General features: G+C 35.5%; 28 protein-coding genes. 17 read left to right on the top strand and 11 right to left on the bottom strand.

Annotated features, from left to right (window positions below; all coding sequences use genetic code 11):
- Positions 1-329: 329 nt before the first annotated feature.
- The gene (locus PCI70_RS11480; RefSeq protein ID WP_269915477.1) at positions 330-896 is read right to left on the bottom strand and encodes a peptidylprolyl isomerase; all 567 of its coding nucleotides are present in this window, start codon (positions 894-896) and stop codon (positions 330-332) included.
- Between the two features lie 286 nt (positions 897-1,182).
- On the opposite strand from PCI70_RS11480, the gene grpE reads away from it, so the two are divergent.
- From grpE to PCI70_RS11455, 5 genes are all read left to right on the top strand, one after another.
- Positions 1,183-1,755 (top strand): nucleotide exchange factor GrpE, encoded by a 573-nt coding sequence (grpE, locus tag PCI70_RS11475; protein WP_269915476.1) that lies wholly within the window; start codon positions 1,183-1,185, stop codon positions 1,753-1,755.
- A 108-nt stretch (positions 1,756-1,863) separates the two neighbouring features.
- The gene (dnaK, locus tag PCI70_RS11470) at positions 1,864-3,807 is read left to right on the top strand and encodes a molecular chaperone DnaK (protein ID WP_269915475.1); all 1,944 of its coding nucleotides are present in this window, start codon (positions 1,864-1,866) and stop codon (positions 3,805-3,807) included.
- An 80-nt stretch (positions 3,808-3,887) separates the two neighbouring features.
- Positions 3,888-4,403 carry an FUSC family protein gene (locus tag PCI70_RS11465; protein WP_269915474.1) on the top strand — a complete coding sequence of 172 codons (516 nt, stop codon included), beginning with the start codon at positions 3,888-3,890 and terminating at the stop codon, positions 4,401-4,403.
- 449 nt (positions 4,404-4,852) lie between these two features.
- Positions 4,853-5,260 (top strand): NUDIX hydrolase, encoded by a 408-nt coding sequence (locus PCI70_RS11460; protein WP_269915473.1) that lies wholly within the window; start codon positions 4,853-4,855, stop codon positions 5,258-5,260.
- A 67-nt stretch (positions 5,261-5,327) separates the two neighbouring features.
- Entirely contained in the window at positions 5,328-5,702 is a 375-nt protein-coding gene (locus PCI70_RS11455; protein ID WP_269915472.1) for a hypothetical protein, read from the top strand.
- Between the two features lie 36 nt (positions 5,703-5,738).
- Here PCI70_RS11455 and PCI70_RS11450 read toward each other — a convergent pair whose 3' ends face one another.
- The 3 genes from PCI70_RS11450 to purE form a co-directional block, all read right to left on the bottom strand.
- Complete coding sequence (locus PCI70_RS11450) at positions 5,739-7,049, bottom strand: lytic murein transglycosylase (RefSeq protein WP_269915471.1); 1,311 nt, start codon at positions 7,047-7,049, stop codon at positions 5,739-5,741.
- A gap of 779 nt (positions 7,050-7,828) precedes the next feature.
- Positions 7,829-8,941, bottom strand: coding sequence for a 5-(carboxyamino)imidazole ribonucleotide synthase (locus tag PCI70_RS11445; RefSeq protein WP_269915470.1), 1,113 nt, complete (start codon positions 8,939-8,941; stop codon positions 7,829-7,831).
- Between the two features lie 11 nt (positions 8,942-8,952).
- Positions 8,953-9,468, bottom strand: coding sequence for a 5-(carboxyamino)imidazole ribonucleotide mutase (gene purE, locus PCI70_RS11440; RefSeq protein ID WP_269915469.1), 516 nt, complete (start codon positions 9,466-9,468; stop codon positions 8,953-8,955).
- Positions 9,469-9,659: 191 nt separating this feature from the next.
- On the opposite strand from purE, the gene PCI70_RS11435 reads away from it, so the two are divergent.
- Complete coding sequence (locus tag PCI70_RS11435) at positions 9,660-10,151, top strand: GNAT family N-acetyltransferase (RefSeq protein WP_269915468.1); 492 nt, start codon at positions 9,660-9,662, stop codon at positions 10,149-10,151.
- Here PCI70_RS11435 and PCI70_RS11430 read toward each other — a convergent pair.
- A complete protein-coding gene (locus PCI70_RS11430) occupies positions 10,134-10,523 on the bottom strand; it encodes a MerR family transcriptional regulator (protein ID WP_269915467.1) in 390 nt (129 codons plus the stop codon). The genes PCI70_RS11435 and PCI70_RS11430 overlap by 18 nt on opposite strands.
- Before the next feature lie 72 nt (positions 10,524-10,595).
- On the opposite strand from PCI70_RS11430, the gene PCI70_RS11425 reads away from it, so the two are divergent.
- Complete coding sequence (locus tag PCI70_RS11425; protein ID WP_269915466.1) at positions 10,596-11,084, top strand: DUF2938 family protein; 489 nt, start codon at positions 10,596-10,598, stop codon at positions 11,082-11,084.
- Here PCI70_RS11425 and PCI70_RS11420 read toward each other — a convergent pair.
- The 3 genes from PCI70_RS11420 to PCI70_RS11410 form a co-directional block, all read right to left on the bottom strand.
- Complete coding sequence (locus PCI70_RS11420) at positions 11,061-11,195, bottom strand: hypothetical protein (RefSeq protein ID WP_269915465.1); 135 nt, start codon at positions 11,193-11,195, stop codon at positions 11,061-11,063. The genes PCI70_RS11425 and PCI70_RS11420 overlap by 24 nt on opposite strands.
- 78 nt (positions 11,196-11,273) lie before the next feature.
- A complete protein-coding gene (locus tag PCI70_RS11415) occupies positions 11,274-11,495 on the bottom strand; it encodes a hypothetical protein (protein ID WP_269915464.1) in 222 nt (73 codons plus the stop codon).
- A 57-nt stretch (positions 11,496-11,552) separates the two neighbouring features.
- Positions 11,553-11,900, bottom strand: a complete 348-nt coding sequence (locus PCI70_RS11410) for a DMT family protein (RefSeq protein WP_269915463.1) — start codon at positions 11,898-11,900, stop codon at positions 11,553-11,555.
- A gap of 188 nt (positions 11,901-12,088) precedes the next feature.
- On the opposite strand from PCI70_RS11410, the gene mpl reads away from it, so the two are divergent.
- The 5 genes from mpl to PCI70_RS11385 all read left to right on the top strand — a co-directional run bounded on the left by mpl (position 12,089) and on the right by PCI70_RS11385 (position 17,124).
- Entirely contained in the window at positions 12,089-13,468 is a 1,380-nt protein-coding gene (mpl, locus tag PCI70_RS11405; RefSeq protein WP_269915462.1) for a UDP-N-acetylmuramate:L-alanyl-gamma-D-glutamyl-meso-diaminopimelate ligase, read from the top strand.
- 244 nt (positions 13,469-13,712) lie between these two features.
- Positions 13,713-14,663: a TerC family protein gene (locus PCI70_RS11400; protein ID WP_269915461.1), complete on the top strand. Its 951-nt coding sequence runs from the start codon at positions 13,713-13,715 to the stop codon at positions 14,661-14,663.
- Between the two features lie 105 nt (positions 14,664-14,768).
- Positions 14,769-16,073, top strand: coding sequence for a guanine deaminase (gene guaD, locus PCI70_RS11395; protein ID WP_269915460.1), 1,305 nt, complete (start codon positions 14,769-14,771; stop codon positions 16,071-16,073).
- A 158-nt stretch (positions 16,074-16,231) separates the two neighbouring features.
- Complete coding sequence (gene hpt / locus PCI70_RS11390; RefSeq protein ID WP_269915459.1) at positions 16,232-16,759, top strand: hypoxanthine phosphoribosyltransferase; 528 nt, start codon at positions 16,232-16,234, stop codon at positions 16,757-16,759.
- Between the two features lie 113 nt (positions 16,760-16,872).
- Positions 16,873-17,124 carry a GlsB/YeaQ/YmgE family stress response membrane protein gene (locus PCI70_RS11385; RefSeq protein ID WP_269915458.1) on the top strand — a complete coding sequence of 84 codons (252 nt, stop codon included), beginning with the start codon at positions 16,873-16,875 and terminating at the stop codon, positions 17,122-17,124.
- A gap of 260 nt (positions 17,125-17,384) precedes the next feature.
- Here the strand turns inward: PCI70_RS11385 and PCI70_RS11380 are convergent, their stop codons facing one another.
- A complete protein-coding gene (locus PCI70_RS11380) occupies positions 17,385-18,071 on the bottom strand; it encodes a DsbC family protein (RefSeq protein WP_269915457.1) in 687 nt (228 codons plus the stop codon).
- Positions 18,072-18,366: 295 nt separating this feature from the next.
- On the opposite strand from PCI70_RS11380, the gene PCI70_RS11375 reads away from it, so the two are divergent.
- From PCI70_RS11375 to PCI70_RS11355, 5 genes are all read left to right on the top strand, one after another.
- Positions 18,367-18,906 (top strand): GTP-binding protein, encoded by a 540-nt coding sequence (locus PCI70_RS11375; protein WP_269915456.1) that lies wholly within the window; start codon positions 18,367-18,369, stop codon positions 18,904-18,906.
- Between the two features lie 13 nt (positions 18,907-18,919).
- Positions 18,920-19,333, top strand: coding sequence for a roadblock/LC7 domain-containing protein (locus PCI70_RS11370; protein WP_269915455.1), 414 nt, complete (start codon positions 18,920-18,922; stop codon positions 19,331-19,333).
- Positions 19,334-19,370: 37 nt separating this feature from the next.
- Complete coding sequence (locus tag PCI70_RS11365; protein ID WP_269915454.1) at positions 19,371-20,357, top strand: hypothetical protein; 987 nt, start codon at positions 19,371-19,373, stop codon at positions 20,355-20,357.
- A 616-nt stretch (positions 20,358-20,973) separates the two neighbouring features.
- Positions 20,974-21,330 carry a roadblock/LC7 domain-containing protein gene (locus tag PCI70_RS11360; RefSeq protein WP_269915453.1) on the top strand — a complete coding sequence of 119 codons (357 nt, stop codon included), beginning with the start codon at positions 20,974-20,976 and terminating at the stop codon, positions 21,328-21,330.
- 164 nt (positions 21,331-21,494) lie between these two features.
- Positions 21,495-21,854 carry a roadblock/LC7 domain-containing protein gene (locus PCI70_RS11355; RefSeq protein ID WP_269915452.1) on the top strand — a complete coding sequence of 120 codons (360 nt, stop codon included), beginning with the start codon at positions 21,495-21,497 and terminating at the stop codon, positions 21,852-21,854.
- A 58-nt stretch (positions 21,855-21,912) separates the two neighbouring features.
- Here the strand turns inward: PCI70_RS11355 and mnmE are convergent, their stop codons facing one another.
- Together mnmE and yidC are read right to left on the bottom strand one after the other, a co-directional pair.
- Entirely contained in the window at positions 21,913-23,268 is a 1,356-nt protein-coding gene (gene mnmE, locus PCI70_RS11350) for a tRNA uridine-5-carboxymethylaminomethyl(34) synthesis GTPase MnmE (protein WP_269915451.1), read from the bottom strand.
- 73 nt (positions 23,269-23,341) lie between these two features.
- On the bottom strand, positions 23,342-25,060 hold the full coding sequence (gene yidC / locus PCI70_RS11345) for a membrane protein insertase YidC (protein WP_269915450.1): 1,719 nt from the start codon (positions 25,058-25,060) through the stop codon (positions 23,342-23,344).
- Between the last annotated feature and the right edge of the window lie 2 nt (positions 25,061-25,062).

Here is a 25,062-nt window from a genome sequence, read left to right as displayed (position 1 = left end):
ATTACTAGCAATATTCGCTCAAATAAATTTTCGAGTAAATTCTTACTAATTGTAACCAATGATTTTAATTTATCAGTGATCAATCAGTAAAAATCCACACAAGTTGTTCTTCAATTCTCTTAATGATTTCTTCTCACTTCGTCAGCGAAAAGCATCAACACAACACTCCAAAACACATCAGCGTTTCGTTGTATCGCGTCGGTATGGGGTGCATTATAGGACGTTTTTTTTCTTTGACAAGCTTATTTTTAAATTTTCCTTACAAGCGTCTTTTTTTTGTACTATAAATCACACAACAATAAATCAAGTTATTGTTTTTTATAAATAATTTATTTTGATGTGTTTTTGCCTATTATCTGCACTCTTTCAATTTGGATTGGGTTTGTTGGAACATTTTGGTAAATACCTTTAGTAGTGGTGTTTACATTTGAAATCTTATCAACAATATCTAAACCTTTAACCACCTTACCAAATACGGTGTAGCCTGCATCGTATGTGCTTTGGTTGAGTGGTTGGTTATCTACAGTGTTAATAAAGAATTGACTTGTTGCTGAGTTTGGATCGTTGGTACGAGCCATTGCAATTGTGCCACGTGTATTCTTAACTCCATTAGATGCTTCATTTTTAATAGGTGCAGCTGTTTTCTTTTCTTGAAGATTTTTATCAAAGCCACCACCCTGAATCATAAAGTTAGGGATAACTCGATGAAATGTAGTTCCTTGGTAAAAACCACTTTTTACATAGTTCAAAAAATTTTGTGTCGTGATTGGGGCTTGCTGATCATAAAGTTCTATTTCTATATTGCCTTGTGATGTTTGCATGTTTACAAATGTATTAGCGAATGATGTGATACTTATCGCTGCTGTTGCGATTAATAAACCAATTTGTTTTTTCATCTTTATACCTGACATTTAAAAGTTATTTCACGTGAAGCCTTAATCTATCTATAAATAGTAATATATTTGAGTCAAAAATCCGTATTTTTGTTGTTATTAAAACGTCATTATATATTTTTCTAAATTTATAAATCATGCTTTGTTTATGAATAGTGATGTAGAAAATTTCAATTTTTGCGCTTGAATTTCCTTGATTCGCCCCGATTTTTTAATTTAATAGATTTGTATTTTCATGGCAGTTCAGGATTCATGCAGTTATCAGCTGATCGCCAATTAAGGACTGTACATGTTTGAAAAACTTTTTAAACGGAGATCATCAATGGCTAATGAGCAAAAAGACACCGCTCAAGAAAACCAAGCAGACGTAGAACAGCAACAAACTGACGAAGTGGTTGAGCAAGTAGAAGTTAGCATTGAAGATTTGCAAGAACAAATCACCAAGTTAACTGAAAGTTTAAAGTTAGAAAAAGCGCGTGCTGCCAATGCAGTTTACGATGCAGAAAAAGTAAAAGAGCGTTTAGAACGCGAAGCGGATAATGCTAAAAAGTTTGCCTTAGAAAAATTTGCTAAAGGTTTACTTGATTCTGTTGATAATTTAGAGCGTGCAATTACAGCAGCAGGCGAAGAACAAACACCATTACGCGAAGGTGTTGAGCTGACATTAAAGTCACTTTTAACCACTTTAGAAAAACATGCGGTTGTGGCTGTTGATACGGAAAATGGTTTTAATGCAGATTTGCATCAGGCTGTTGGAATTGATCCTGAAGCCAAAGCGGGCGAAATTGGTAACGTATTACAAAAAGGTTATACGCTTTCAGGTCGCCTACTTCGCCCTGCAATGGTAACCGTAGGTCAATAATTTTGGGTGTTTTTTTATTTTTTTAAAATTTTTTACTTGAAAAAAATAAATTAACTCTTATATCAGATGCATAGCAAAAACATTTAAAAAAATTTGAGGAATGTATTAATGGCTAAGATCATTGGTATTGATTTAGGTACAACCAACTCATGTGTTGCAGTACTTGAAGGCGATAAAGTAAAAGTAATTGAAAACGCAGAAGGCACACGTACAACACCATCTATTATTGCGTATAAAGATGGCGAAACGTTAGTAGGTCAAAGTGCAAAACGCCAAGCGGTAACCAACCCTAAAAACACATTATTCGCAATTAAGCGTTTAATTGGTCGTCGTTACGAAGATTCAGCAGTACAAAAAGATATTGGTCTTGTACCATACAAAATCATCAAAGCAGACAATGGCGATGCTTGGGTTGATGTAAACGATAAAAAATTGGCACCTCAACAAGTGTCTGCAGAAATTTTGAAAAAAATGAAAAAAACTGCGGAAGACTATTTAGGTGAGGCAGTAACAGAAGCTGTTATTACAGTTCCTGCTTACTTCAACGATGCACAGCGTCAAGCAACAAAAGATGCAGGTAAAATTGCAGGTCTTGATGTTAAACGTATCATTAACGAACCAACTGCTGCGGCACTTGCGTTTGGTATGGACAAAAAAGAAGGCGATCGTAAAATTGCTGTTTACGATTTAGGTGGTGGTACGTTTGACGTATCAATCATTGAAATTGCTGACTTAGATGGCGACCAACAAATTGAAGTATTGTCTACAAATGGTGATACATTCTTAGGTGGTGAAGATTTTGATACGGCTTTAATTGACTACTTAGTAGAAGAGTTCAAAAAAGATCAAAATGTTAACCTTAAAAATGATCCTTTAGCGTTACAACGTTTAAAAGAAGCTGCTGAAAAAGCAAAAATTGAGCTTTCTTCTTCTACTTCAACAGAAATTAACTTACCGTACATCACTGCTGATGCGTCTGGTCCTAAGCACTTAGTGATTAACGTAACACGTTCTAAATTAGAAAGCTTAGTTGGTGATTTAGTACAACGTACGTTAGAGCCTTGCCGTATTGCATTAAAAGATGCTGGTTTATCTAACAGCGAAATTTCTGATGTAATTTTGGTGGGCGGTCAGACTCGTATGCCACTTGTACAGCAAAAAGTACAAGAATTCTTTGGCAAAGAGCCACGTAAAGACGTGAACCCTGATGAAGCAGTTGCTGTAGGTGCTGCAATTCAAGGTGCAGTATTAGCAGGCGATAAAAAAGACGTATTGCTTTTAGATGTAACACCTTTAACACTTGGTATTGAAACAATGGGTGGTGTGTTAACTGCAATTATTGAGAAAAACACGACGATTCCTGCGAAGAAATCTCAAGTATTCTCAACAGCAGCTGATAACCAACCTGCGGTAGATATTTCTGTTTACCAAGGTGAGCGTAAGATGGCTCAACAAAACAAATTGTTGGGTAACTTCCAATTAGGTGATATTCCGCCTGCTCCACGTGGAACACCGCAAATTGAAGTGTCTTTTGATATCAATGCTGATGGTATCTTAAAAGTATCTGCAAAGGATAAGAGCACTGGTAAAGAGCAGTCGATCCAAATTAAAGCAAACTCTGGTTTATCTGATGCTGAAATTGAATCTATGATTCAAGATGCTGAAGCAAATGCAGAAGAAGACCGTAAGTTTGAAGAGCTTGCTAAAGCACGTAACGAAGCAGATGCATTAGTATCTAGTGCTAACAAAGCAGTAAAAGACTTAGGCGAGCAAGTAACAGCTGACGAAAAAACTGCGGTAGAAGCTGCTGTTTCTGAGCTTGAAGCATCAACTAAAGAAAACGATGCTGATGTAATCAAAGAAAAAACTGAAGCATTACAAAACATTTTAATGCCAATTACACAACGTGCTTACGAACAAGCACAAGGTGCACCTGGTCCTGAAAGTTTTGATCCAAATGCATTCAACCAACAAGGTAATGCAGGTCAACAAAAGAAAGATGATGGCGTTGTAGATGCTGAGTTTACAGAAGTAAAAGACGATAAAAAATAATTTATCGGCTTCAAAAAAACCGCACTTTATGTGCGGTTTTTTTATTAGACTGATCTACAAAATTTATCACCTGTAAAAAGATGCAATTAGCTCGTTTCGAAAAAATAATTTATATCAGCAAAATTTTATGTTGTGGCTTAATTATTACCTGTATTTCTATCTTTTTTAATAAAGATCAAATTTCTAATTTTTTTCTTTGGGGTTCTTTAACTGCTTTTTCTTCAATTCAATCAGATTTAAAAAACAAAGTAAATTTTAATCAAATTATCGGTAACTTAATTGGTTCTGTTTTAGGGGTTTTGACATGGTTGATTTTGTATAAAATTTCTTTTCACTACCCTATGTATATCAATATTGAATATTTATTTTTAGTGATTGGTATTTTAGTTACCACTACTTTATGTGTACTTTTAAAACATGCCGAATATTGTGGTATTGCTTTAGCAGGCTTTTTAATTGTAACGGTTTATGATGTTTCACATCACACCATTGAAGGCGCGCTTTTTAGAGTTTTTTACTGTGCAACAGGTTGCTTAATTGCATACTGTGTCGATAATTCAATTCGCTTTTTACTCAAAAAGAAAAATATACAATAAGAAAAACCTCTTTGTGGCATGTCATCACAAAGAGGTTTTTCTGTACCCTCGTTCTTTTTTTAATTATCTATTTTTATCATTTTTTGTTTCTTGTTTGGGTAAAGCTAAGATAACTAAATTTGCACTTAACGTCTGTAGGACAAAACATACATATGGTTAAAAAAATAACCCCACCATTTTAAGTGTATGATTTACAAAATAAATTTAAATGTTATCTTTCTTAACCTTATGTTATGAAACGTTAAGAACCAATAAACCTGAATAATACTTAGAAAATACAAACACTCTAAAGCTATATTGGCAGACTTACTTTTTGTTTTGTAAAAAATACTGATTGCACAAATATGTAATATTTGGATATGACTCAATATTCAATAATTAAAAAATTTAGCACTTAACCAAGCCTAATCGTATTTGAATTATAATCACTATAAAAATGGAGATTAGATGTGAGCATAGATTGGGAAAATAAAGTAATTACAGTATCAGCCGCTATTATTTTAAATGATCAAAAAAAAATACTGGTTGCCAGAAAAAGAAATACCGAATTTTATATGCAAATTGGTGGAAAGCTAGAAGCAAACGAAACACCTCAACAAAGTCTACTTAGAGAAATTGAAGAAGAAATTTTAGTAAAAGCAAACATCTTAAAAGATTTTGGATGTATCGAAACACAAGCAGCCAATGAAGCCAACTTTAAATTAAAAGCTTACTTGTTTTATGTTGAATTATTTGGTGAGCCACGAGCCTGTGCGGAAATTGCAGATATTCAATGGATTGATGCCGACAATATACAAAATTTACCTTTAGCACCGCTTACAGAACAGTTTGTACTTCCTTTAATTAAACATTTGTAAGCATCAACTGATCATATTCATTTTTATGCTATTTTTAGACCTATAACTTGTCTGTTTGGAGATCTATGTGAGCTTTTATCATATTATTATTGAAGCCAACGACCATATTAGTAAAATTGAAGAAAAACGAGATATTGAATTATTTAATATAGAAAACTTAACATCTTATCTACATTCTCTTTTATTACCTGCTTTTAATAAAGAAATGATTGAGTTAGAAGATGAGAATATTAAATACGAAGACCTAACCTCATTAAAAATTTACCATACATTGATGCCGATTGAATTTTTAATTGAAGAAGAACAAAAAGAATTACCTAGCGAGACGGATATTACCATTACGGCACATGAAATTTTTAACGACCGTGATCTATCTTATGATGTTACCCAAGTCATTTTTGATATGTTAGATGCCGCCAAAATTGATCGCGCAAACTTTTAAGAAAAAAGCCTCAGTTTTAGCTGAGGCTTTTTTTATTTAACGCTTAATTGCATTTAAAAATAACTGACCTGCGCGCCCTGTTGGTGCAAGCCCCATTTTCATTTGTTCATTCTTAATTGCCTGACGTGTTTTATCACCGATCAAGCCATCTGCTGCACCAATGTCATAGCCTTTTGCCAATAAATAATTTTGAATTTGACGACGTTCTGCTCGAGAAGTCCCTACATCATCCGTTGGCCAAGCAGTTTGAAATGCAGGCTTACCTTCTAAACGATCTGATAAATGTGCAATAGCCAGTGCATAACTTTCGGCAGCATTATAGCCATAAATTGCATCGAAATTTTTAAAAACTAAAAATACAGGACCATTTGCACCTGCAGGTGACATCAACCCTGCCATAGATGATTCAGTTAAATTTCCTTGTAGTATTGGCGCACCATCTACACGTTTTAAACCTTTACTAATCCATGTTGAAAGTGGCTTTTTATTTTTTCGACTTTCGCCTGCTATAGACATTCCTTGTGGAATCTTTACTTCAAAGCCCCATGGCATTCCTGTTTGCCAACCTGCTTTTTTTAGAAAATTTGCCGTTGAAGCTAATGCATCAGGTGCACTCGAAACTAAATCACGACGCCCATCGCCATCAAAATCGACAGCTAAACGCTCATAAGTTGATGGCATAAATTGTGTTTGTCCAAAGGCGCCTGCCCATGAACCTACCATTTGTTGTTGCGTTAAATCCCCACGTTGTAAAATTCTCATTGTGGCAAAAAACTCTGTACGGAAATAGCTTTGACGACGCCCCTCACAACTGAGCGTACCAAGTGCTTGTAGAAGTGGGTATTTTCCTCCAATTGTGCCGAAGTTACTTTCTACGCCCCAAACTGCAACCACCGTTTGAGCAGGTACACCATATATTTGGGAAATACGTACCAATTCATTTTGGTACTGTAATAGTTTTTGGCGCCCAGTTTGAATACGCTCTTCATCTACTAGACCAGATAAATAGTCCCAAATAGGCGTAGAAAATTCAGGCTGATAGTCTAATTTTTCTAAAATAGAGTAATCAGGTGCTAAATTTTGTGTGTACTGATCATAAGTATTTGGATTAACACCTGCACTTAAGGCAGATGCACGCAAATTGATTAAACAACTTTTAAAGTTACTATCAGCTATTGTGGGTAATCTAGGTGTAGGTGTGGATAACTTAGGCACAGATGTGGGTAACTGCGTTGGCAAGGGTGGAGGCGTAACAGGTGTTAATTTTTTTGTTTCTACAACTTTCACTTCTGACGTTGCACATGCAGATAAAATTAGACTGACACAGATAACAAGATATTTTTTCATTTTTAGAAACCATTTAGCTAGGTGTTGGTTGATATCATTTACTGATTAATTTAATGCAAAGTTTTAAATTTAAATAGACTATTCTTGTTTTGAATTTAAAAAATAGTTTGTATATAGCTACGGATGGTATATTTCTCTATTCAAAGCATTCTTCAGATATTAGCCATTCAAAAATAGTTTTAAAAAATTATGATATCAAGAATATCCTTTTCATTTACTTAATCTTGAATTTTTGTAAATTAGGCGATAAAAAATACTTTAAATATAGATAAAACAGTAATTTATACAGTTGAATAGATTTGAAATTATATGTATCTCATTTTAAGATTTCCTCTTTGAAACATAACTTCAAATTCTTTTATTAACTCTAGAGGAAGTAATTTTAATTTTGAATGATGAAAACAAAGTATGGGTATAGATTTCTTTTAAAAATCATCTAAATAATGTTTTAGATAAAGTAAAGCCTATTGCTTTAGTCAAAATATTTAATAAGTGATTCAGGTTAGTTATCAAGCCAATAGAGTAAAGAAAATTTATGAACTTAAATAATAAGAGCTAAGAGCGTTTAGCTCTTGCCTTGAAATATTTTTATCATATCCAAAACTATTCTTACGATATATCCTAGCGTTTAATTGTTTTAAATTTAAATTTCTATTTTTAAATTCAAAGTTTTTTACCTAATTTTATAAGATTTATCCACAATTTATTCATCAGGCTTATCCACAAGCCATAAAAAAAGCAGATAGCTAAAACTATCTGCTTTTTTATAGAAACTTAGATTAAATCTTCATATCTACTGTTAGAGCCAAAGGCTGTGGTAAAAGAGTTGCTAATTGTTGGCATAAATTAGAGCGTTCTTCTGCTTGATTAGGCATAATTGTAAGATGTCCTATCTTGCGTCCTTCTCGCTCTTCTTTATTGTATAAATGCAAATGCACACAATCTAACGCTAAAATTTTTGCTTTATCGGGATACTCACCAATAATATTGACCATCACGTTTGGGCGGATTGTGTCTGTACAGCCTAAAGGTAAACCTGCAACTGCACGAATATGATTTTCAAACTGCGAGCAAACAGCACCCTCAATTGTCCAGTGTCCTGAGTTATGAACACGCGGTGCAATCTCATTGGCATATAAACCATCAGAAGTGACAAATAGCTCAAGCGTGAGTACACCTACATAATCTAAATGATTAAGTAATCGTGTAATGTAGTCTTGTGCTATTGGCTGTAAATCATCACTTTGTGGGGCAGGCACAATAGAATGCGACAAGATCCCATGGTGGTGATGATTTTCGGCAAGTGACCACGTTTTCACTTCGCCATTTTGCCCTCTGACAGCAATAATAGACACTTCTCTTGAAAAGTTCACAAAGCTTTCTGCAATTAAGGTTTTGGCATAACTCAGTACACGCCATGCTTCATCAATTTGGGTTTTATCCTTAACCACAAATTGTCCTTTACCATCGTATCCACCCATAGCAGTTTTCACCACAATAGGTAGTCCAAGTTGCTCTACTGCTTGCTTTAACTCATCTAAACTTTCTACACCACAAAATGGCGCAACAGGAATATCTAATTGCTGAAATAAACTTTTTTCAAGTAAGCGATTTTGCGCCGTTGCTAAAGCCAAACGTGGCGGAAACATAGCTTTGTTTTGTGTAAGATAGTCTGTAGATTCTACAGATGTATTTTCAAACTCTAAGGTAAATACATCTGCTTGCTGTGCAAAATCTTGAATAGTATTTTGAGGAAAAACTTGACCTAACTGCGAGGCAGGACAATCGGCTTGATCTTCTAAAAATATGCATTGAATATTTAAGGGTAAAGCCGCCTGTGCCATCATGCGTCCGAGCTGCCCACCACCTAATATACCGATGGTCTTATCCATATCTACCTCAGTTATGCTTGTCCAGGAATATTATTACTTGCAACTTTATGTGTTTGTGCTTCACGGAATTTTGTCACGTTTTGTGCAATTTCAGGGCGTGTTAAACCTAAAATTTGTGCTGCCATAATTGCCGCATTAGTTGCACCTGCCTGACCAATTGCCAACGTACCGACTGCAATTCCTGCGGGCATTTGTACAATTGAAAGCAATGAATCTACGCCATTTAAAATAGAAGATTTAACAGGTACACCCAATACAGGTAAATCTGTTTTTGCTGCACACATACCTGGTAAATGTGCCGCACCGCCTGCACCTGCAATAATCACTTGAATACCACGATCACGCGCCGTGTCTGCATATTCAAATAAACGATCTGGTGTACGATGCGCAGAAACCACTTCTGCTTCAAAGGGAACGCCTAATTGTTTAAGCATATTTGCAGTATGTTCTAATGTTGCCCAGTCCGATTGGGAACCCATTATAATTCCAACCAAAGGTTGATCTTGCTGTGCTGCAACCGTGTTCATTCGCATTTCCACTAAAGTTGTAAGTAAAATAAAGTGTCATCACTAGACTAAGTATCCACTTTATTTTGGATAGTTTTACATCATTATAGCTTGATTTTTAACACTTGTTTCGACAAAAAACAGTGAATTTTATTGATGTTTTCACTTGTACCTTTGACCTTATTTTTATTTTGAAAATTAAAAGAAACGTAATGGATACATATCAATTTAGAAAAGCCATCTCTACCGATCTGCCTTATATCTTAGAATTAGTTAACACGGCTTATCGTTCCAAAACTTTGCGTGGTTGGACATCAGAAGCAGACCTAGTTACAGGTCAAAGAATTGATATCAATCAACTTAAAGCATTGATGACAGCGCGTTCTGATTTATTTGTAATGCAATTTAATAATGAATTAATTAGTTGTGTTTACCTCAAGTTTCATTCTATATATTGTTATATCGGTATGCTGACCACTCATCAAAAATTTCAAAATAAAGGTATAGGTAAACAGCGATTACAGTATGCTGAAAAATATGCCTTTGTTCATTATTCTATTGATGAATTCAGAATTTATTTTCTCTGCATGACAAAAACTTATTCAATTTTATCAAAGATCTGGCTATTAACTTACAAATCGCCGTACTCTATTCATGCCAATGTAGGTATGCCTCAGGCTCAAAAGTTATGTATTTTTAATTGAAATAAGTTTTTGAAACTCAGGACATTCCATATGTTCAGGATATGGACACGATTGAATATGCTTAAGCACTTCTAAAGAACGTTGCAGTGTTTGGACTTTTGATACCATTTCACTCATTTTTATCTCTAAAATATCTTGATTTACTTTAATTTTTTGATCTTTTATAAAAATATTTTGAATATCCTTTAAAGATAAGCCACCATTTTTCATCAATTTAATTAAAGCAACAATATGAATCGTATTTATTGAATATTGCCGTCTTAATCCTTTACGCCCTATAGATTTAATTAAACCTTTTTCCTCATAAAAACGAAGTGTAGCCGTTGAGCATTGCACTCTATCTGCCAAATCACCAATATCAATTTCTTGCATATAACACCTTGACTTAAAGTTAACTTGAAGTTGAAAAATATCATCTAACAGATTCTTTAAGATGGCAATGATATGCACTTATTTTTATATAGTATTTGGATTGGAATATTGGCAACAGCTGTCATGGATTTCATTGCTTGGTTACGAGCAACTTTTTTTAATACTAAATCTTTAAATTATGCACTTATAGGACGTTGGATTTTATCTTTTAAAGATGGACGTTGGGTACACAACACCATTTTGACAACTTCACCTAAATATGGTGAAACTTGGTTTGGATGGGCCGTACATTATTTGATTGGTATTCTTTTTAGCTATGTCTATTTACAACTTAACCTGTATTTTGCTTTTCAGTACACTATTTTAAATATTTTAGGGTTTGCAAGCTTAACTACACTTATTCCTTTTTTAATGATGCAACCTGCCTTAGGTTTTGGTTTTTTTGCATGTAAGACCCCAAAACCTTTAAACAGTATTTTGAACAGCTTGATTGCACATTTAGCTTTTGGCTTTGGATTGTATATTGCTGTTTCTTGTTTAGTTTTTATCTACCGAAGCTAAGCGAACACCCTCAATACGGTCAATTCTATCACTGGTGTTTAAACACATCACTTGTGCAACAAGACGTTGATTAATTTCGACACTCACACCCGATTGTGCTTGTTGATTCACACGATCAATACCGCTAAACACCGTATGATTTTTATTTGGAATAATAATGATATAGTTAGAGCCACTATTGCCCTACTACTAAAATTTTTTCGCTTTATGGCGATCAACATTTAAGTTGATTTCGGCAGGTTGTCCTATTTTAGCCAATGAATATTGAATAGTTTTTCCTACATCACACACCTGTAATATTTTATGATTGGTGGTGGTACATTTAAAAATAGTTTTTGTTTGGGGTGGACAGTTTGCCAAGGCTGACATAGATAGTAGTCCACCCAATAAAAATCCAATACTTTGCTTCATTTCATTACACATCTTTGAGTAAAAAATGAGTTTACTTAAGTGCTGGGACAGGTGGTGTCATTGGCTTCTAAATACAAAATAAACACAGCCCATTAAGCAAAAAATTGCCCATAAATAATCAAGTTTAAAAGGCTGTTTAAATAAAAACACCATAAATGGCACAAACACAATCAAGGTCATGACTTCTTGCGTAATTTTCATTTGTCCAAGCGACCAACCATGTTGTGACAACATACGTGTTGCAGGAATCATAAAGGCATATTCTAACAAGGCAATCAGCCAACCAATTAAAATGGCTTGCCATAACGGCGCATTATGTAAAAATTTTAAATGCCCGTACCATGCCAATGTCATAAAACAATTTGAAATGATGAGCAATACAAAAGGAAGATAATTTGCAGACATAGCACGCCTTAAACCGAATGAGGTTAAATTTATTTTGTAATTAAAATAAATATAGCATGAGTCAGATTAAACAAAATTAAGTACATGCATTTGGTCACTATTTTTTACTATCTTTTCAAAAATAGCCTTGTTAAGGTGTCGTAAATTTTAATAAATGTATTGCGTTAAAACGTTGGAGTCGGCACATCATGCATCTGCATATTTTAGGTATCTGTGGCACGTTTATGGGGTCTTTGGCTCTTTTAGCCCGCGATTTAGGACACAAAGTGACAGGGTCGGATTTAAATGTTTATCCGCCCATGTCTACTCAACTTGAACAAGCAGGCATTACCTTAATGCAGGGCTTTGACCGTACCCATCTACAGCCCCATCCCGACCTTGTGATTGTGGGTAATGCCATGAAACGTGGGATTGATGCCATTGAATATATGCTTGATGAAGGTTTAGCTTATGTATCGGGTCCACAATTTTTAGCTGATCATGTATTACAAGGTAAGCATGTTTTAGGTGTTGCAGGTACACACGGAAAAACCACCACTACCACTATGTTGGCTTGGGTTTTAGAGCAAGCAGGCTTAAACCCTGGTTTTTTAATTGGTGGTGTTCCTCTTGGCTTTAAAGAAAGTGCACGTTTAGGCGGTGGGCAGTACTTTGTTGTAGAAGCCGATGAATATGATTCTGCTTTTTTTGATAAGCGTTCTAAGTTTGTGCATTACCACCCTAAAACAGCAATTTTAAATAACCTAGAATTTGACCATGCTGATATTTTTGATGATTTAGCTGCAATTCAAAAACAGTTTCATCATCTTGTGCGCACTATTCCAAGTCAGGGAAGAATTATTGCCCCAATCACAGAAACCAACATTGATACCGTTCTTGAGCAAGGATGTTGGACGCCTGTGGTTCGCACAAGCTTAACACCTGATGCACAAGCTCACTTATCAGCAAGCCTTATCCAAGCAGATGGCAGTCATTTTAGTGTAGAGCAAAATGGTCAAACGATTGCCGAAGTAAAATGGAATATGACAGGGCAACATAGTGTTGCCAACGCACTTGCGACCATTGCCGCTGCTGAGCACGTAGGTGTTTCTATCCAAACAGCTTGTGATGCGTTATCCTGCTTTGGTGGTGTTAAACGCCGTATGGAGCTTCTTGATACAGTCAATGGCATTGAAGTGTATGACGATTTTGCACACCACCCTACTGCCATTGAAACCACATTGGACGGCGCACGCAAACGCTTAGGAGAACGCCGTTTATGGGCAGTCATTGAACCACGTTCTAATACCATGCGTATGGGAAGCTATAAAGCGGAGCTTGCGCATGCTGCACGCTTAGCAGACGATGTTATTTGGTACCAACCTGAAGGATTAGACTGGGATTTGCAACCTGTTGTGGATACTGCAACCAATCACGCTTTAATTCAGCGTACTTTAGAAGATGTTATTACAACCATTACCACACAGGCGAAAGCAGGTGATGCTGTTGTCATTATGTCTAACGGTGGTTTTGGTGGCTTACATCAAAAACTCATTGCAGCATTAAAAAAGAGATTTACAGGTATTTAATTATCTGTCATGATCATTTGATAGATGATTTTCATCTCACAAAATTTGACAAGGGGAGTAGCCTCCTCCAAACGTAAGAAATTACGTGTCAGCTATCGTCATTACACTTTGCAAAAAGTCGGTAGCTGAGCATTACCCTGGTAATGTAGGCAAGACCTTGATCACGTTGTTACAGAATTTTCTGGCAACTTGATCAAGGTTTTTTTATACCTATCAAGTGCCAGAACGACACAGGAGAGACAAAATGGACTCTATTGGTAATATCTGGCTATATCTTGTTTTTTTTGGCTTAGTCGCAGTGATGCTCATCATTGACTTTGTAGGCTTTAAAAATAAAAAAACGGCGTCGGATGCTCAGGTTTCGTTAAAAGAAGCAGGACTATGGAGCATGGCATGGGTCAGCATTGCACTTTTGTTTGCAGGCGGACTTTGGCTTTATCTCAAACAGCAATTTAGTATCGAAATTGCAAACCAAAAAACGCTTGAATACCTCACAGGCTATTTACTCGAAAAATCACTTGCAATTGATAACGTGTTTGTATGGCTGATGATTTTCTCGGCATTTGCAATTCCGCCCCAACTACAACGCCGTGTATTACTGTATGGCGTACTCGGTGCTATTGTATTACGTAGCGTGTTTATTTTTATGGGAGCATGGCTTGTACAAGAGTTCTCATGGATTTTATACATCTTCGGGGCATTCTTAATTTATACAGGCTTTAAATTTTTAACAGGACAAGACGAAGACAGCAAAGTTGAAGACATGCCGTTACTTAAATTTCTACAACGTCATTTTTCTGTCACACCTACATTAAAAGGTGAGCGGTTTTTTGTGGTTGAACAAGGTAAACGCTGGGTAACGCCGTTATTTATTGTCCTGTTATTGGTTGAGTTTTCAGATGTTATTTTTGCTGTAGACTCCATTCCTGCTATTTTCTCTGTTACGCAAGACCCCTTTATTGTGCTCAGCGCAAACTTAATGGCAATTTTAGGTTTACGCGCAATGTTCTTTTTATTGGCAGGTGCAGCTCAAAAATTAAAATATTTACCGTACGGTTTAGGCGTTATCTTACTGTTTATTGGTGTAAAAATGCTTTTACTTGATGTGTTCCATGTTCCTATTAGTTGGTCACTCGGTTTTATCTTTACTGTCCTCATCATCACAGCATATTTATCACTTAAAAAGTGCCGTTAAGTTATCCGCTTTTTAAAATGAGTTATCCACAGTTTTTCATAAAAGGTGGATAACTCACACTAAAACTACGCTACAATTTAGCGAAAAATAAAATGGTTTTGCCTTATGACTACAATCGTCCGCGGTCGTTTTTTAGATATTCAACAACCTGTTACTTCACCTCAAGACATTGCGCAACATGTTCGTTATATCGAAGATGGTGTACTCATCACTGAGCAAGGTAAAATTTCTTGGTTTGGCACATGGCAAGATGCGCAAGCACATCTCCCTACAGATGCAAAAATTGATCACTATCCAGATCAACTGATTGTATCAGGCTTTATTGATACCCATATTCACTTCCCACAAACCGAGATGGTGGGTGCATACGGCGAGCAATTGTTAAGTTGGTTAGAGACCTATACGTTCCCCACAGAAATGCAGTTTAAAGATAAACACTATGCAGACAAAATTGCTCAATTCTTTATCCAAGAACTCTTAAAAAATGGAACAACCACTGCATTGGTTTTTTGTACCGTACATCCTGAGTCGGTAGATGCTTTATTTGAAAACGCAGAACAAAAGCAAATGCGTCTTATTGCAGGTAAAGTGATGATGGATCGTCATGCACCTGAGGACCTATGCGATACGCCTGAAACGAGCTATCAGCAATCTAAAAATTTAATTGAAAAATGGCACAATAAAGGACGTGCGCTTTATGCCATTACACCACGCTTTGCGCCTACCTCGACACCTGAACAACTACAAAAAGCACAACAGCTCAAACAAGAATACCCAAGCGTTTACTTACACACTCATCTAAGTGAGAACAAAGATGAAATTGCGTGGGTTAAGTCGTTATTCCCAGAACATAATAGCTATTTAGATGTCTACCATCATTATCAGCTTACAGGACAGCGTGCCGTATTTGCGCATTGTGTGCATTTAGAAGACCATGAATGGGACTGTATGCATCAAACCAATTCGGCAATTGCGTTTTGTCCAACCTCTAACTTATTTTTAGGAAGTGGTTTATTTCCTCTCAATAAAGCATGGCAAAAACAAGTTAAAGTTGGCTTAGGCACAGACATTGGCGCAGGGACTTCATTTAGCCAACTACAAACGCTTAATGAGGCTTATAAAGTTCAGCAATTACAAGGCAATAAACTTTCTGCCTTTGAGTCGCTCTACCATGCCACACTCGGTGGCGCAAAAGCATTAGATTTAGACGATAAATTGGGGAACTTTAACATTGGTAAAGAAGCCGACTTTGTGGTGTTAGACTTACAACCCACTGCTTTACAACAACTACGCCAAAGCCGTACACAATCCATAGAAGATGCGTTGTTTGCCTTATTTACAATGGGCGATGACCGTAACGTACAAGCCACCTATATTTATGGAGAAAAGGTTTATGAAAAAGAAGCATAACCGTACTTTAAAATGGATTGCTTTAGGCTGTCTGTGTGCCTTCATTCTCAAAAAAGATTCAAAAGATGCATAAACATTGATTTTGTTTTAAACTATGCGTCAGTTTTTTAGGTGTTGCAAGTCAACGCCTTTTTTATTCGTACATGTAGGATTTTCCCATGACTGTTCCAATGCGCGTGATGATTCCCGCCGATGAGATTCAAGCCAAAGTTAAACAGCTCGGTGAACAAATTAACCAATTCTATTGTCAAAGTGATAAAGAACTCGTTTTAATTGGTTTACTTCGTGGCTCCGTAATTTTCATGGCAGACTTATGCCGAGCAATTGAAAAAGAACACGAACTCGACTTTATGACGGTATCGAGTTACGGCAGTGGTACAGTTTCAACACGCGACGTAAAAATTTTAAAAGACCTTGATAGCCATATTAAAGGCAAAGACGTTTTAGTGGTTGAGGATATTATTGACTCAGGTAATACACTCAGTAAAGTGGTTAAAATCCTTGAAACACGCGAACCAAATTCGATTAAGCTTTGTACATTAATCAGTAAACCTTCACGCCGTGAAGTTGACCTTGATGTTGAATTTTTAGGTTTTGAAGTAGAAGATCGTTTTATTGTAGGTTATGGTTTGGATTACGATCAAAAATATCGACACCTGCCTTATATTGCAGAGATTGGTCTTTAAAAAAGTGGCTTTTGCCGCTTTTTTTTAACCACAAAAAAGCTACATATCGCTACTTTTAATTTTTTTTAAGTCCGTCAAAATTTATGTGATAAAAAAAATATTTGGAGGTCAGTATGTTTAGTTTAATTGGTGCAATCATTATTGGTTTCTTTGCAGGACTCATAGCACGTGCCTTACATCCTGGTGAAGATAAAGCAGGCTTTATTGTAACCGCGCTTTTAGGGATTGCAGGTTCGCTTGTTGCAACATACGGTGGTCGTATGCTCCACTTTTATGATCAAAACTCATCAGCGGGCTTTATTGCCTCTGTGATTGGTGCGATTGTGGTACTTGCCGTGTATAACTTCATTGTTAAAGAAAACTAATGCCAAGAAGGAAGCCAGCAAATGCCGGCTTCCTTGATGTGTTTTGATTTATAAGATGATAAAAAAAATAGCTTTCTCTATAATATCATGCACACCTTGCACCATCGTTTAGCAGACCTATCATTTAACATATAATAAAAAATTAAATCTGTTTCATCAAAACTACATAGGCTTAACTACTCTAAAAACAGATTCTAATAAGAATTTATCAATATAGTAATTTATTCTTAGGCATTTAAAAAAATAGCATCATACTTAATTTAAATACCATACTCCTTCCATACTGCTTCGATATCAGTTTTAGAAATAAATCCAGTTGATTTAAAACCATTAGAAAAAATAATACCCGGCGTACCATCTATACCTAACTTTTTACCTAAATTTAGGTTTTGTTGGATGGGGTTTTCACAACTTGAGTTTTGTGGTGGTTGGATATGGCGACGAATTAAATTTTGCCATGTATAGCTTGGACTTGAACTACACCATACTTGTTTACTTGGTAAAATAGATACTGTTTGAATTGGGTACAAGAACGTATAAACGGTCACATTATTCAATTGATCAAGTTCTTTTTCTAATTTTTGACAGTACGGACAATTCGGGTCTGAAAAAATGGCAATCTGATGTTGACCATTACCTTTAACTGTTTTAATGGCTTGATTTAAAGGTAAATCTTTCCAACTTATTCGATTGGCATTTACGACTAAATCTTTGGTTAAATTTTTCTGATCTTTTAAGCGAATCATTGACCCCAACATCACATGCTCGCCTGCTTCATCTAGATATACTACTTGACCATCCATGGTGGCACTATAAATACCTTTTAATTCCGTTGCCTGAATATCTTCAAATTTTAATTTAGGATACTTGATTGCAAGTTGTTTAATATCTGCATGTGCATTGACTACACATCCTGTTAATAATAAAGAAAGTAATAATTTACGCATATTTCAAAAATGATAAGAATAATTACAGTCTATTGTGAAGTAAAAAATAAGATTACACCGTATTAAATTGTTGTAAAAGTTCCACGTGGAACATGAAAAAGTGTGATACAGTTATCACAATTTTTATCATTTAAATTCAATTAATTAACATAATTTTATAAAAATTAATAGACCAAAAATCACCAAATTTGCTGTAATAGTAAGCAAAAGATATACAAGTAAATTCTATTTGATTATAATGTTTTGAAAATTTTAAGTTTACCTACCTTTTCACTCAGATTTAGAGCCACTATCTATGCTTTTGCAAAAATATAAAATCGTTTTTGGCGGAACAATGGGTGCAGGAAAGTCATCTGCCATTCAAATCCTTTCCGATATCCCTGTTGTATCCACAGAAGCCGTTAATACTGATATTGCAGCGCATACAAAAGCTTTAACCACTGTAGGAATTGATTACGGCGAAATTGTACTTGATGATGGTGCAACCATTGGTTTATATGGTACACCAGGACAAGAACGTTTTAATTTTATGTGGTCAATTGTATGTAAAGGTGCTATTGGTACTGTTGTACTGATTGATCATTCAGGGCCAAATCGCTTGAAGGATTTAGAGTTTTACTTAAATTCATTTAAAGAATATGGTGAAAATATTGTTATTGGCATCACACATTTAGATGAAGAAAAAGAACAGCAACTCAAAATTTATCGCGATTGGTTAAATATTAATAAACATAATTACCCACTTTTTTCTGTGGATGCACGACAAAAGGATGATGTTTTGCTCATGGTGGAAACACTTATTGCAAACGTAGAGGTCGAACTTTTATCTCAATAATTTTAGGTTTCTTATGACAAGTATGACAACACCACAAAACCTCCCAAAAGGCTTAATTGAACTAGGCGAAAAAAAAGTACATGAACTTTTACGCAACGTAAAACACGTCAATTTTTGTATGCTATGTACAGCAGATGGTTTTGAAATTGCTGTTGCAACCAAACGCCAAATGAATAATGTGAGTAAAGTTGCTGCCGTAAGTAGCTCTATTATTGCCATGGTCTCTGCTTTTATCTCCGAAATTAATTTAGAAGACTGCCAAACCATTACCTTGGATGCTAAAAATGGTAAAGCTTTACTAACCTCTATTCCTCATCCCAAATATCCTGCAGTGCTTGTTGCACTCACAGATCGCGAGGTACTTTTAGGGCAGATTCTTTACGAATTAAAAGCAACCTCAGAAGAAATTAGCCGATTTAACTCATGATAAAAAATTAAAGACTGTTGGAATTTGAGTAGCACTTATGAAAGAAGTCATAAACATTGCTATGTTTGGTTTAAGCTTAGATATAGCAAACGAATTAAAATCACGCATAGAAAAGCTTATTCCACCCACTCAAACTGTACAATGGGTCAATATTGCATCTAAAGAATTAGAATTACTATTGGTAAGTGATAGTTTCTTTAGTGCAAATACGATACAAAGTATTATTAAAAATAAATCGTGTAAATTTCTACGCCTTGTTAAAGATCCAAAGCAAGGCGGTAAAATTGTGGCAGATACATTGCATTATCCATTTACCAATTCTCATGATTTTTCTAAATGGATTCAACAAGAGTTCAATATTGGGCAAATTGAAGTACAAATTTCTCAAAATAATACAACATCTAGTCCTATGTTTGGGCAAACACCCACTGGACAATTGAGTCAAAATTTTAGCTCTACAGTCGTAGAATTACTTAATCCACGTAATGGCTTTGTTAGAGTTTATGATCAAGCTGGCGAGATCGGTATTGTTGATACACGTACAGAACGTTTATGGCTTAATCCTGAACGCGATTACAAAGCTGTCACACCGACTTTTAGTCAAAGTTATGCAAAAAACTCTGTTGCAACACAAATTCAACAAGAGAATGTTAAAGATTTAAGAGTTTGGTTATGGCAGATTATTTTCAATTCAAATGCTTATCAAGTAGATGATTTAAAAGAAAATGATTACTATAAATTGATAACTTGGCCGCAACTTAAAAAACGTGTAGAGCGTAAAGAAATTTTAAAAGTATCTGCATGCTTTGCACGTGGTGCAAAAGTTCAACATGTTTTACAGCATATCGAAATTAATAAGAATCATTTAGCGCATTTTTTATATACCGCACAGTTACTTAATATGATTGAGCGTATAGATGCAGATCAGGCAAAATTTTCTATCAAACAGAATTCAGCAGAATCACAAAACTCTGGTGTTTTTCGAGGGTTTCTTAGCAAACTTCGTAAAAAACTTGGAGTCTAATATCCATATTTTTCTCTCTTAATTTAAATGCGAATTGAATAGATATTTTTATCTTTAAACCTTTAATTAAAAGTAATGATCAGAACCATCCGTCTTAATAAGTTTGATGGTTTTGTTACCCCTTCTCTTGTAAATTAGCTAAGTGAATGAGACTTGATAAAAAAGAGCCAGATATTAACCTCAATGCTGTAAAGGCAGATAGTGCAAGCCTTTTTGCATATTTAAAAAAATAATATAATTTTAATTATTTTAGGGCAAAATATCATATTATTTACCTATTGTATCGACATACTCTTTTATTATATATGTTTATATATATCGTAACCTAGAAAATCTTGTAATGTCACATTATTCGCTTAAAAGTTACAAAGAAGGATTAAAATTTTCTTACGCTTGAAAAGTCAAAAGCTAGCGAAATATCACTATCTTTTCTTTAAAAAATCTAAAAAATAACTATCTATTAGTTAATTATATTTAATTAAGTATTTGAAAATTAAGAAATATCAAAAAAATTGATGACTGTTTTACGATAATTTGATAATTTACCGAAAATGTTTATTTAATGTCCTTTATATAAACATTATATCTTTTTTTTATTTTCTAGGGGTGGCATTTTATGTCAAAAATTCAACTCTCTTTACTTAACGAACTTGATGGTTTTATTGCTGCTTCTTTAGTTGATAGTGAAAGTGGTTTGCCATTAGCAACTGAAGGTACGGGGCTAAATTTAGATCTTGCCTCTGCAGGTAACACCGAAGTAATTCGTGCTAAACGTCGTGTAGCACATACATTAGATTTAAACGATAAAATCGAAGATGTCCTCATTACATTAGGTAATCAGTATCATTTAATTCGTCCATTACATGGTAATGAAAATTTATTCCTCTACTTAGCTTTAGATCGTAGCCGTTCAAATCTTGCGATGGCACGTCATTTATTGAAAAAATTTGAAAGTGATTTAGATTTTTCTTAATTAATTTTTTAGGGAGTACTACTAATGTATTACTCCCCTTTATAAGAAAATTACAAAAAATAGACGATTAAATTTTGATAGTTTGCTAATTTTATAATTAATTATATTAATTATCTTTCACCACGAAAAATATAACCTCAACAATAATCATAGGAGCAACAACAATGTCAAAAATTCAACTTTCTTTACTACAAGATTTAGATGGTTTTATTGCAGCATCTTTAGTAGATGTAGAAAGTGGTTTGCCATTAGCAACTGAAGGTGATGGTGCAATGGATTTGACATTAGCATCAGCAGGTAACACTGAAGTAATTCGTGCTAAACGTCGTGTGGCAAAATCGTTAGATCTAAATGATGAAATTGAAGATATTTTGATTACACTTGGTAAGCAATACCATCTCATTCGCCCACTAGCAAAAAATGAAAATCTTTTTCTTTATCTAGCATTAGATCGTAGCCGTTCAAACCTTGCTATGGCACGTCATTTACTGAAAAAATTTGAAAATGAATTAGATTTTTCTTAAGTCTAAAACTCAAAAAAGCGAGATTAATTCTCGCTTTTTTATTTATTAATAGCTGACGTTACTTTCCAATACAAAAAGAACCAAAAATTTCACCTAGTAAATCATCCGCACTAAAATCGCCCGTAATTTCGCTTAATGCATTTTGTGCTAGCCTTAAAGACTCTGCCACAAGTTCACCCGCGTTAAAATCAACTAACTGCTCACGTGCATCTGCTAAATGTTGCTGAGTACGCTTCATTGCGTCTAAATGGCGTGTTCTTGCGATAAAGGTATCTTCTTCAGGTTGAAAGCCTGCATGCGCTGTAATCGCCTCTATGAGCGTTTGAACACCATCTTCTTGCTTTGCTGAAACTGTAACATGTCTAAACCCGTTATAATCACTTAATTTAGCTAAATCTTCCGTTTTGTCACATTTGTTTCCAATCAAAATTAAACGGCGTGTATCTAAATAATTAGCAAAATATTCTTGAGCAAGAGATAGCGGATCATCGCTTTGCGTTAAGTCATAAACAAGTAGTAACAAGTCGGCTTGTTCAATTTCTTTAATTGCACGGCGGATACCCTCTTTTTCTACAATATCCCCTGTTTCTCTTAAACCTGCTGTATCTGTTAGGGTAATCGGTAAACCATCTAGTGTAATTTTTTCATGCAGAACATCACGTGTCGTTCCTGCTATATCAGTGACAATTGCACGCTCATTGCCTGCTAATGCATTTAACAAACTTGATTTACCTGCATTAGGCTTACCTGCAATTACGACCTGTAGTCCTTCACGCAAAAGCTGTCCCTGACGAGCAGATTTTTGCACAAGACTTACAGAAGATTTAACATCATCTAACAAAGTTAAAATTTTACCATCTGCTAAAAAATCAATTTCTTCTTCTGGAAAGTCAATCGCAGCTTCGACATGCAAACGTAAATGAATCAGCTTTTCTAAGACAATATTCACTTTTTTAGAAAATGTACCTTGCAAAGAGCGGACAGCAGAACGCGCTGCAGCTTGTGATGTTGCATCAATTAAATCTGCAATTGCTTCGGCTTGAACTAAATCCATCTTACCATTTTCAAATGCACGCATCGAAAACTCACCTGCTTGCGCCGCAGTTGCACCTAAAGCAAGCAATCTTGTAAGGAGTGTATTTTGGATAACAGGGCCGCCATGTCCTTGTATTTCTACAACGTCTTCACCTGTAAAAGAGTGAGGATTAGGAAAACAAATCAGCAAACCTTCATCTAAAATTTGTCCTTGCTCATCATAAAATTTTCTAAAGCCTGCCATACGTGCTTGAGGTAAATCATGCCCCGATAAGGCTTGTGCAATCTGATATGCCTTTGAACCTGAAAGACGAATCACGCCGACACCACCACGTCCTGGCGGTGTCGCAATAGCAGCAATGGTGGTTTGGTTCTGCATTGGCTTAACCTGCATAAAAAAATCCGCCTAAGAGTATCATCTTAAGCGGATTTTATCAGCTGTCTAACTTGTGTTAGCTCGTTGCTTTTTTCTCACGTTCTTTTTTTACGCTTTGGCTGATAAACCATTGCTGTAAAATTGTAATACTGTTGTTTACAATCCAGTAAAGTACAAGACCCGCTGGGAAGAACAGCATAAATACCGTAAAGATAATTGGCATTAAACGGAACACTTTAGCTTGCATTGGATCAGCAGGTTGCGGGTTAAGCATTTGCTGAGCAAACATCGTACCACCCATAATAAGCGGTAAAATGAACCATGGATCCATTGCAGATAAATCTTGAATCCAAGCTAACCATGGTGCATGACGGAGCTCTACGCTTTCCATCAGTACCCAATACAGTGCTAAAAAGATAGGCATCTGAAGAAACATTGGCAAACAACCAGAAAGTGGGTTAACCCCTTCTTTTTTGTATAGTGCCATCATTTCTTGCGAAAAACGCATACGATCTTCACCAAACTCTTCTTTCATGCGTTGCATTTCGGGTGCAATAACACGCATTTTTGCCATAGAGCGATAACTTTTTGCAGATAGTGGCCATAAAATCATTTTAACCACAATAGTCAGTAAAATAATTGACCAACCCCAGTTACCCACAAACTTATGGAATGTTTCAAGACCTAAAAATAATAGTTTAGCAATTGGCCATAACCAACCATAATCAACTGTCTGATTCAGCCCTTCTGCCAAACCTTTGAGTTCAGACTGTACTTTTGGCCCTGAATAGAAAGTTGCATTTACTTCCATCGTTGTTCCTGCAGGAACATTAATGGCAGGCGATGTAAATCCAATAATATTTAGATTATCGGCTGTCTTACGAGACTGTAAGCTAGCAGTATAAGGCTGACCATCTGCTTGCGTTAATTTCAACTCACCTGGAATCCAAGCACTGACAAAATAGTGTTGTACAACTGCAATCCAGCCACCTTTCGCCTGAACATTTAACTTTTCATCATTGAAGTTACCAAACTTCAATTTATTATAATGTTCATCAGGTGTACCCCATGCGCCACCTAAATACGTTCCAAGTTGGAAAATACCTTGGCTAGACTTACCAGGATCGACAGAATCATCACGTTTGATTTGACCAAAAAGTTGTCCTTGCCAATTTTGATGACTACGGTTATTGACCTTATAGTCTACAACAATTGGATAAGCACCTTTTTTGAACGTGAACGTTTTAACAATTTCAACACCATTGGCAGTTTTATATACCATTGGTACAGTTAAAACATCAGTTTTAGCATCTGAAAGTGAATAAGTGTCTTTTTCAATCTCAAATGAAGGACGACCATTTGCACTACTATCTGGTCCATCAGTTCCTATTAAACCAGATTGTGCAACATATGTACGATCTTTATCATTTTCAAGCATTACAAAAGGCTTATCACTTCCCTTTGATTCATCATGCCCAAGTAATTCAAGACGTACGATATCTCCACCTTTTGGATTAATCCATAAACGGTAAAGATCTGTTTGTACAGTCACTAGTTTTTGACTTACAGATGTCGTTGTCTGTGGTGTTTGAGATGTTGCAGACTGAGGAACATCTGTTGCAGCAGTATTTTGACTGGTTGGCAAATCGGCAGAAATATCACGCGCAACAACAGCATTTGCTGGTTGTTGTACATTGGTATTTGTCTGTCCGTAATCTTTTTGCCAAGCCAAAATAAGCAAATACGCGGTGACTAACATTGCACCGATAATCGCAAACCTGGCCCATTGTTGCATAG

Origin of the sequence: Acinetobacter sp. HY1485, from assembly GCF_027568475.1 — a bacterium.
Lineage (GTDB): Bacteria > Pseudomonadota > Gammaproteobacteria > Pseudomonadales > Moraxellaceae > Acinetobacter.
The sequence above is the reverse complement of the archived record's forward strand: the minus strand, read 5'-3'. Positions and strand labels throughout refer to the sequence as shown.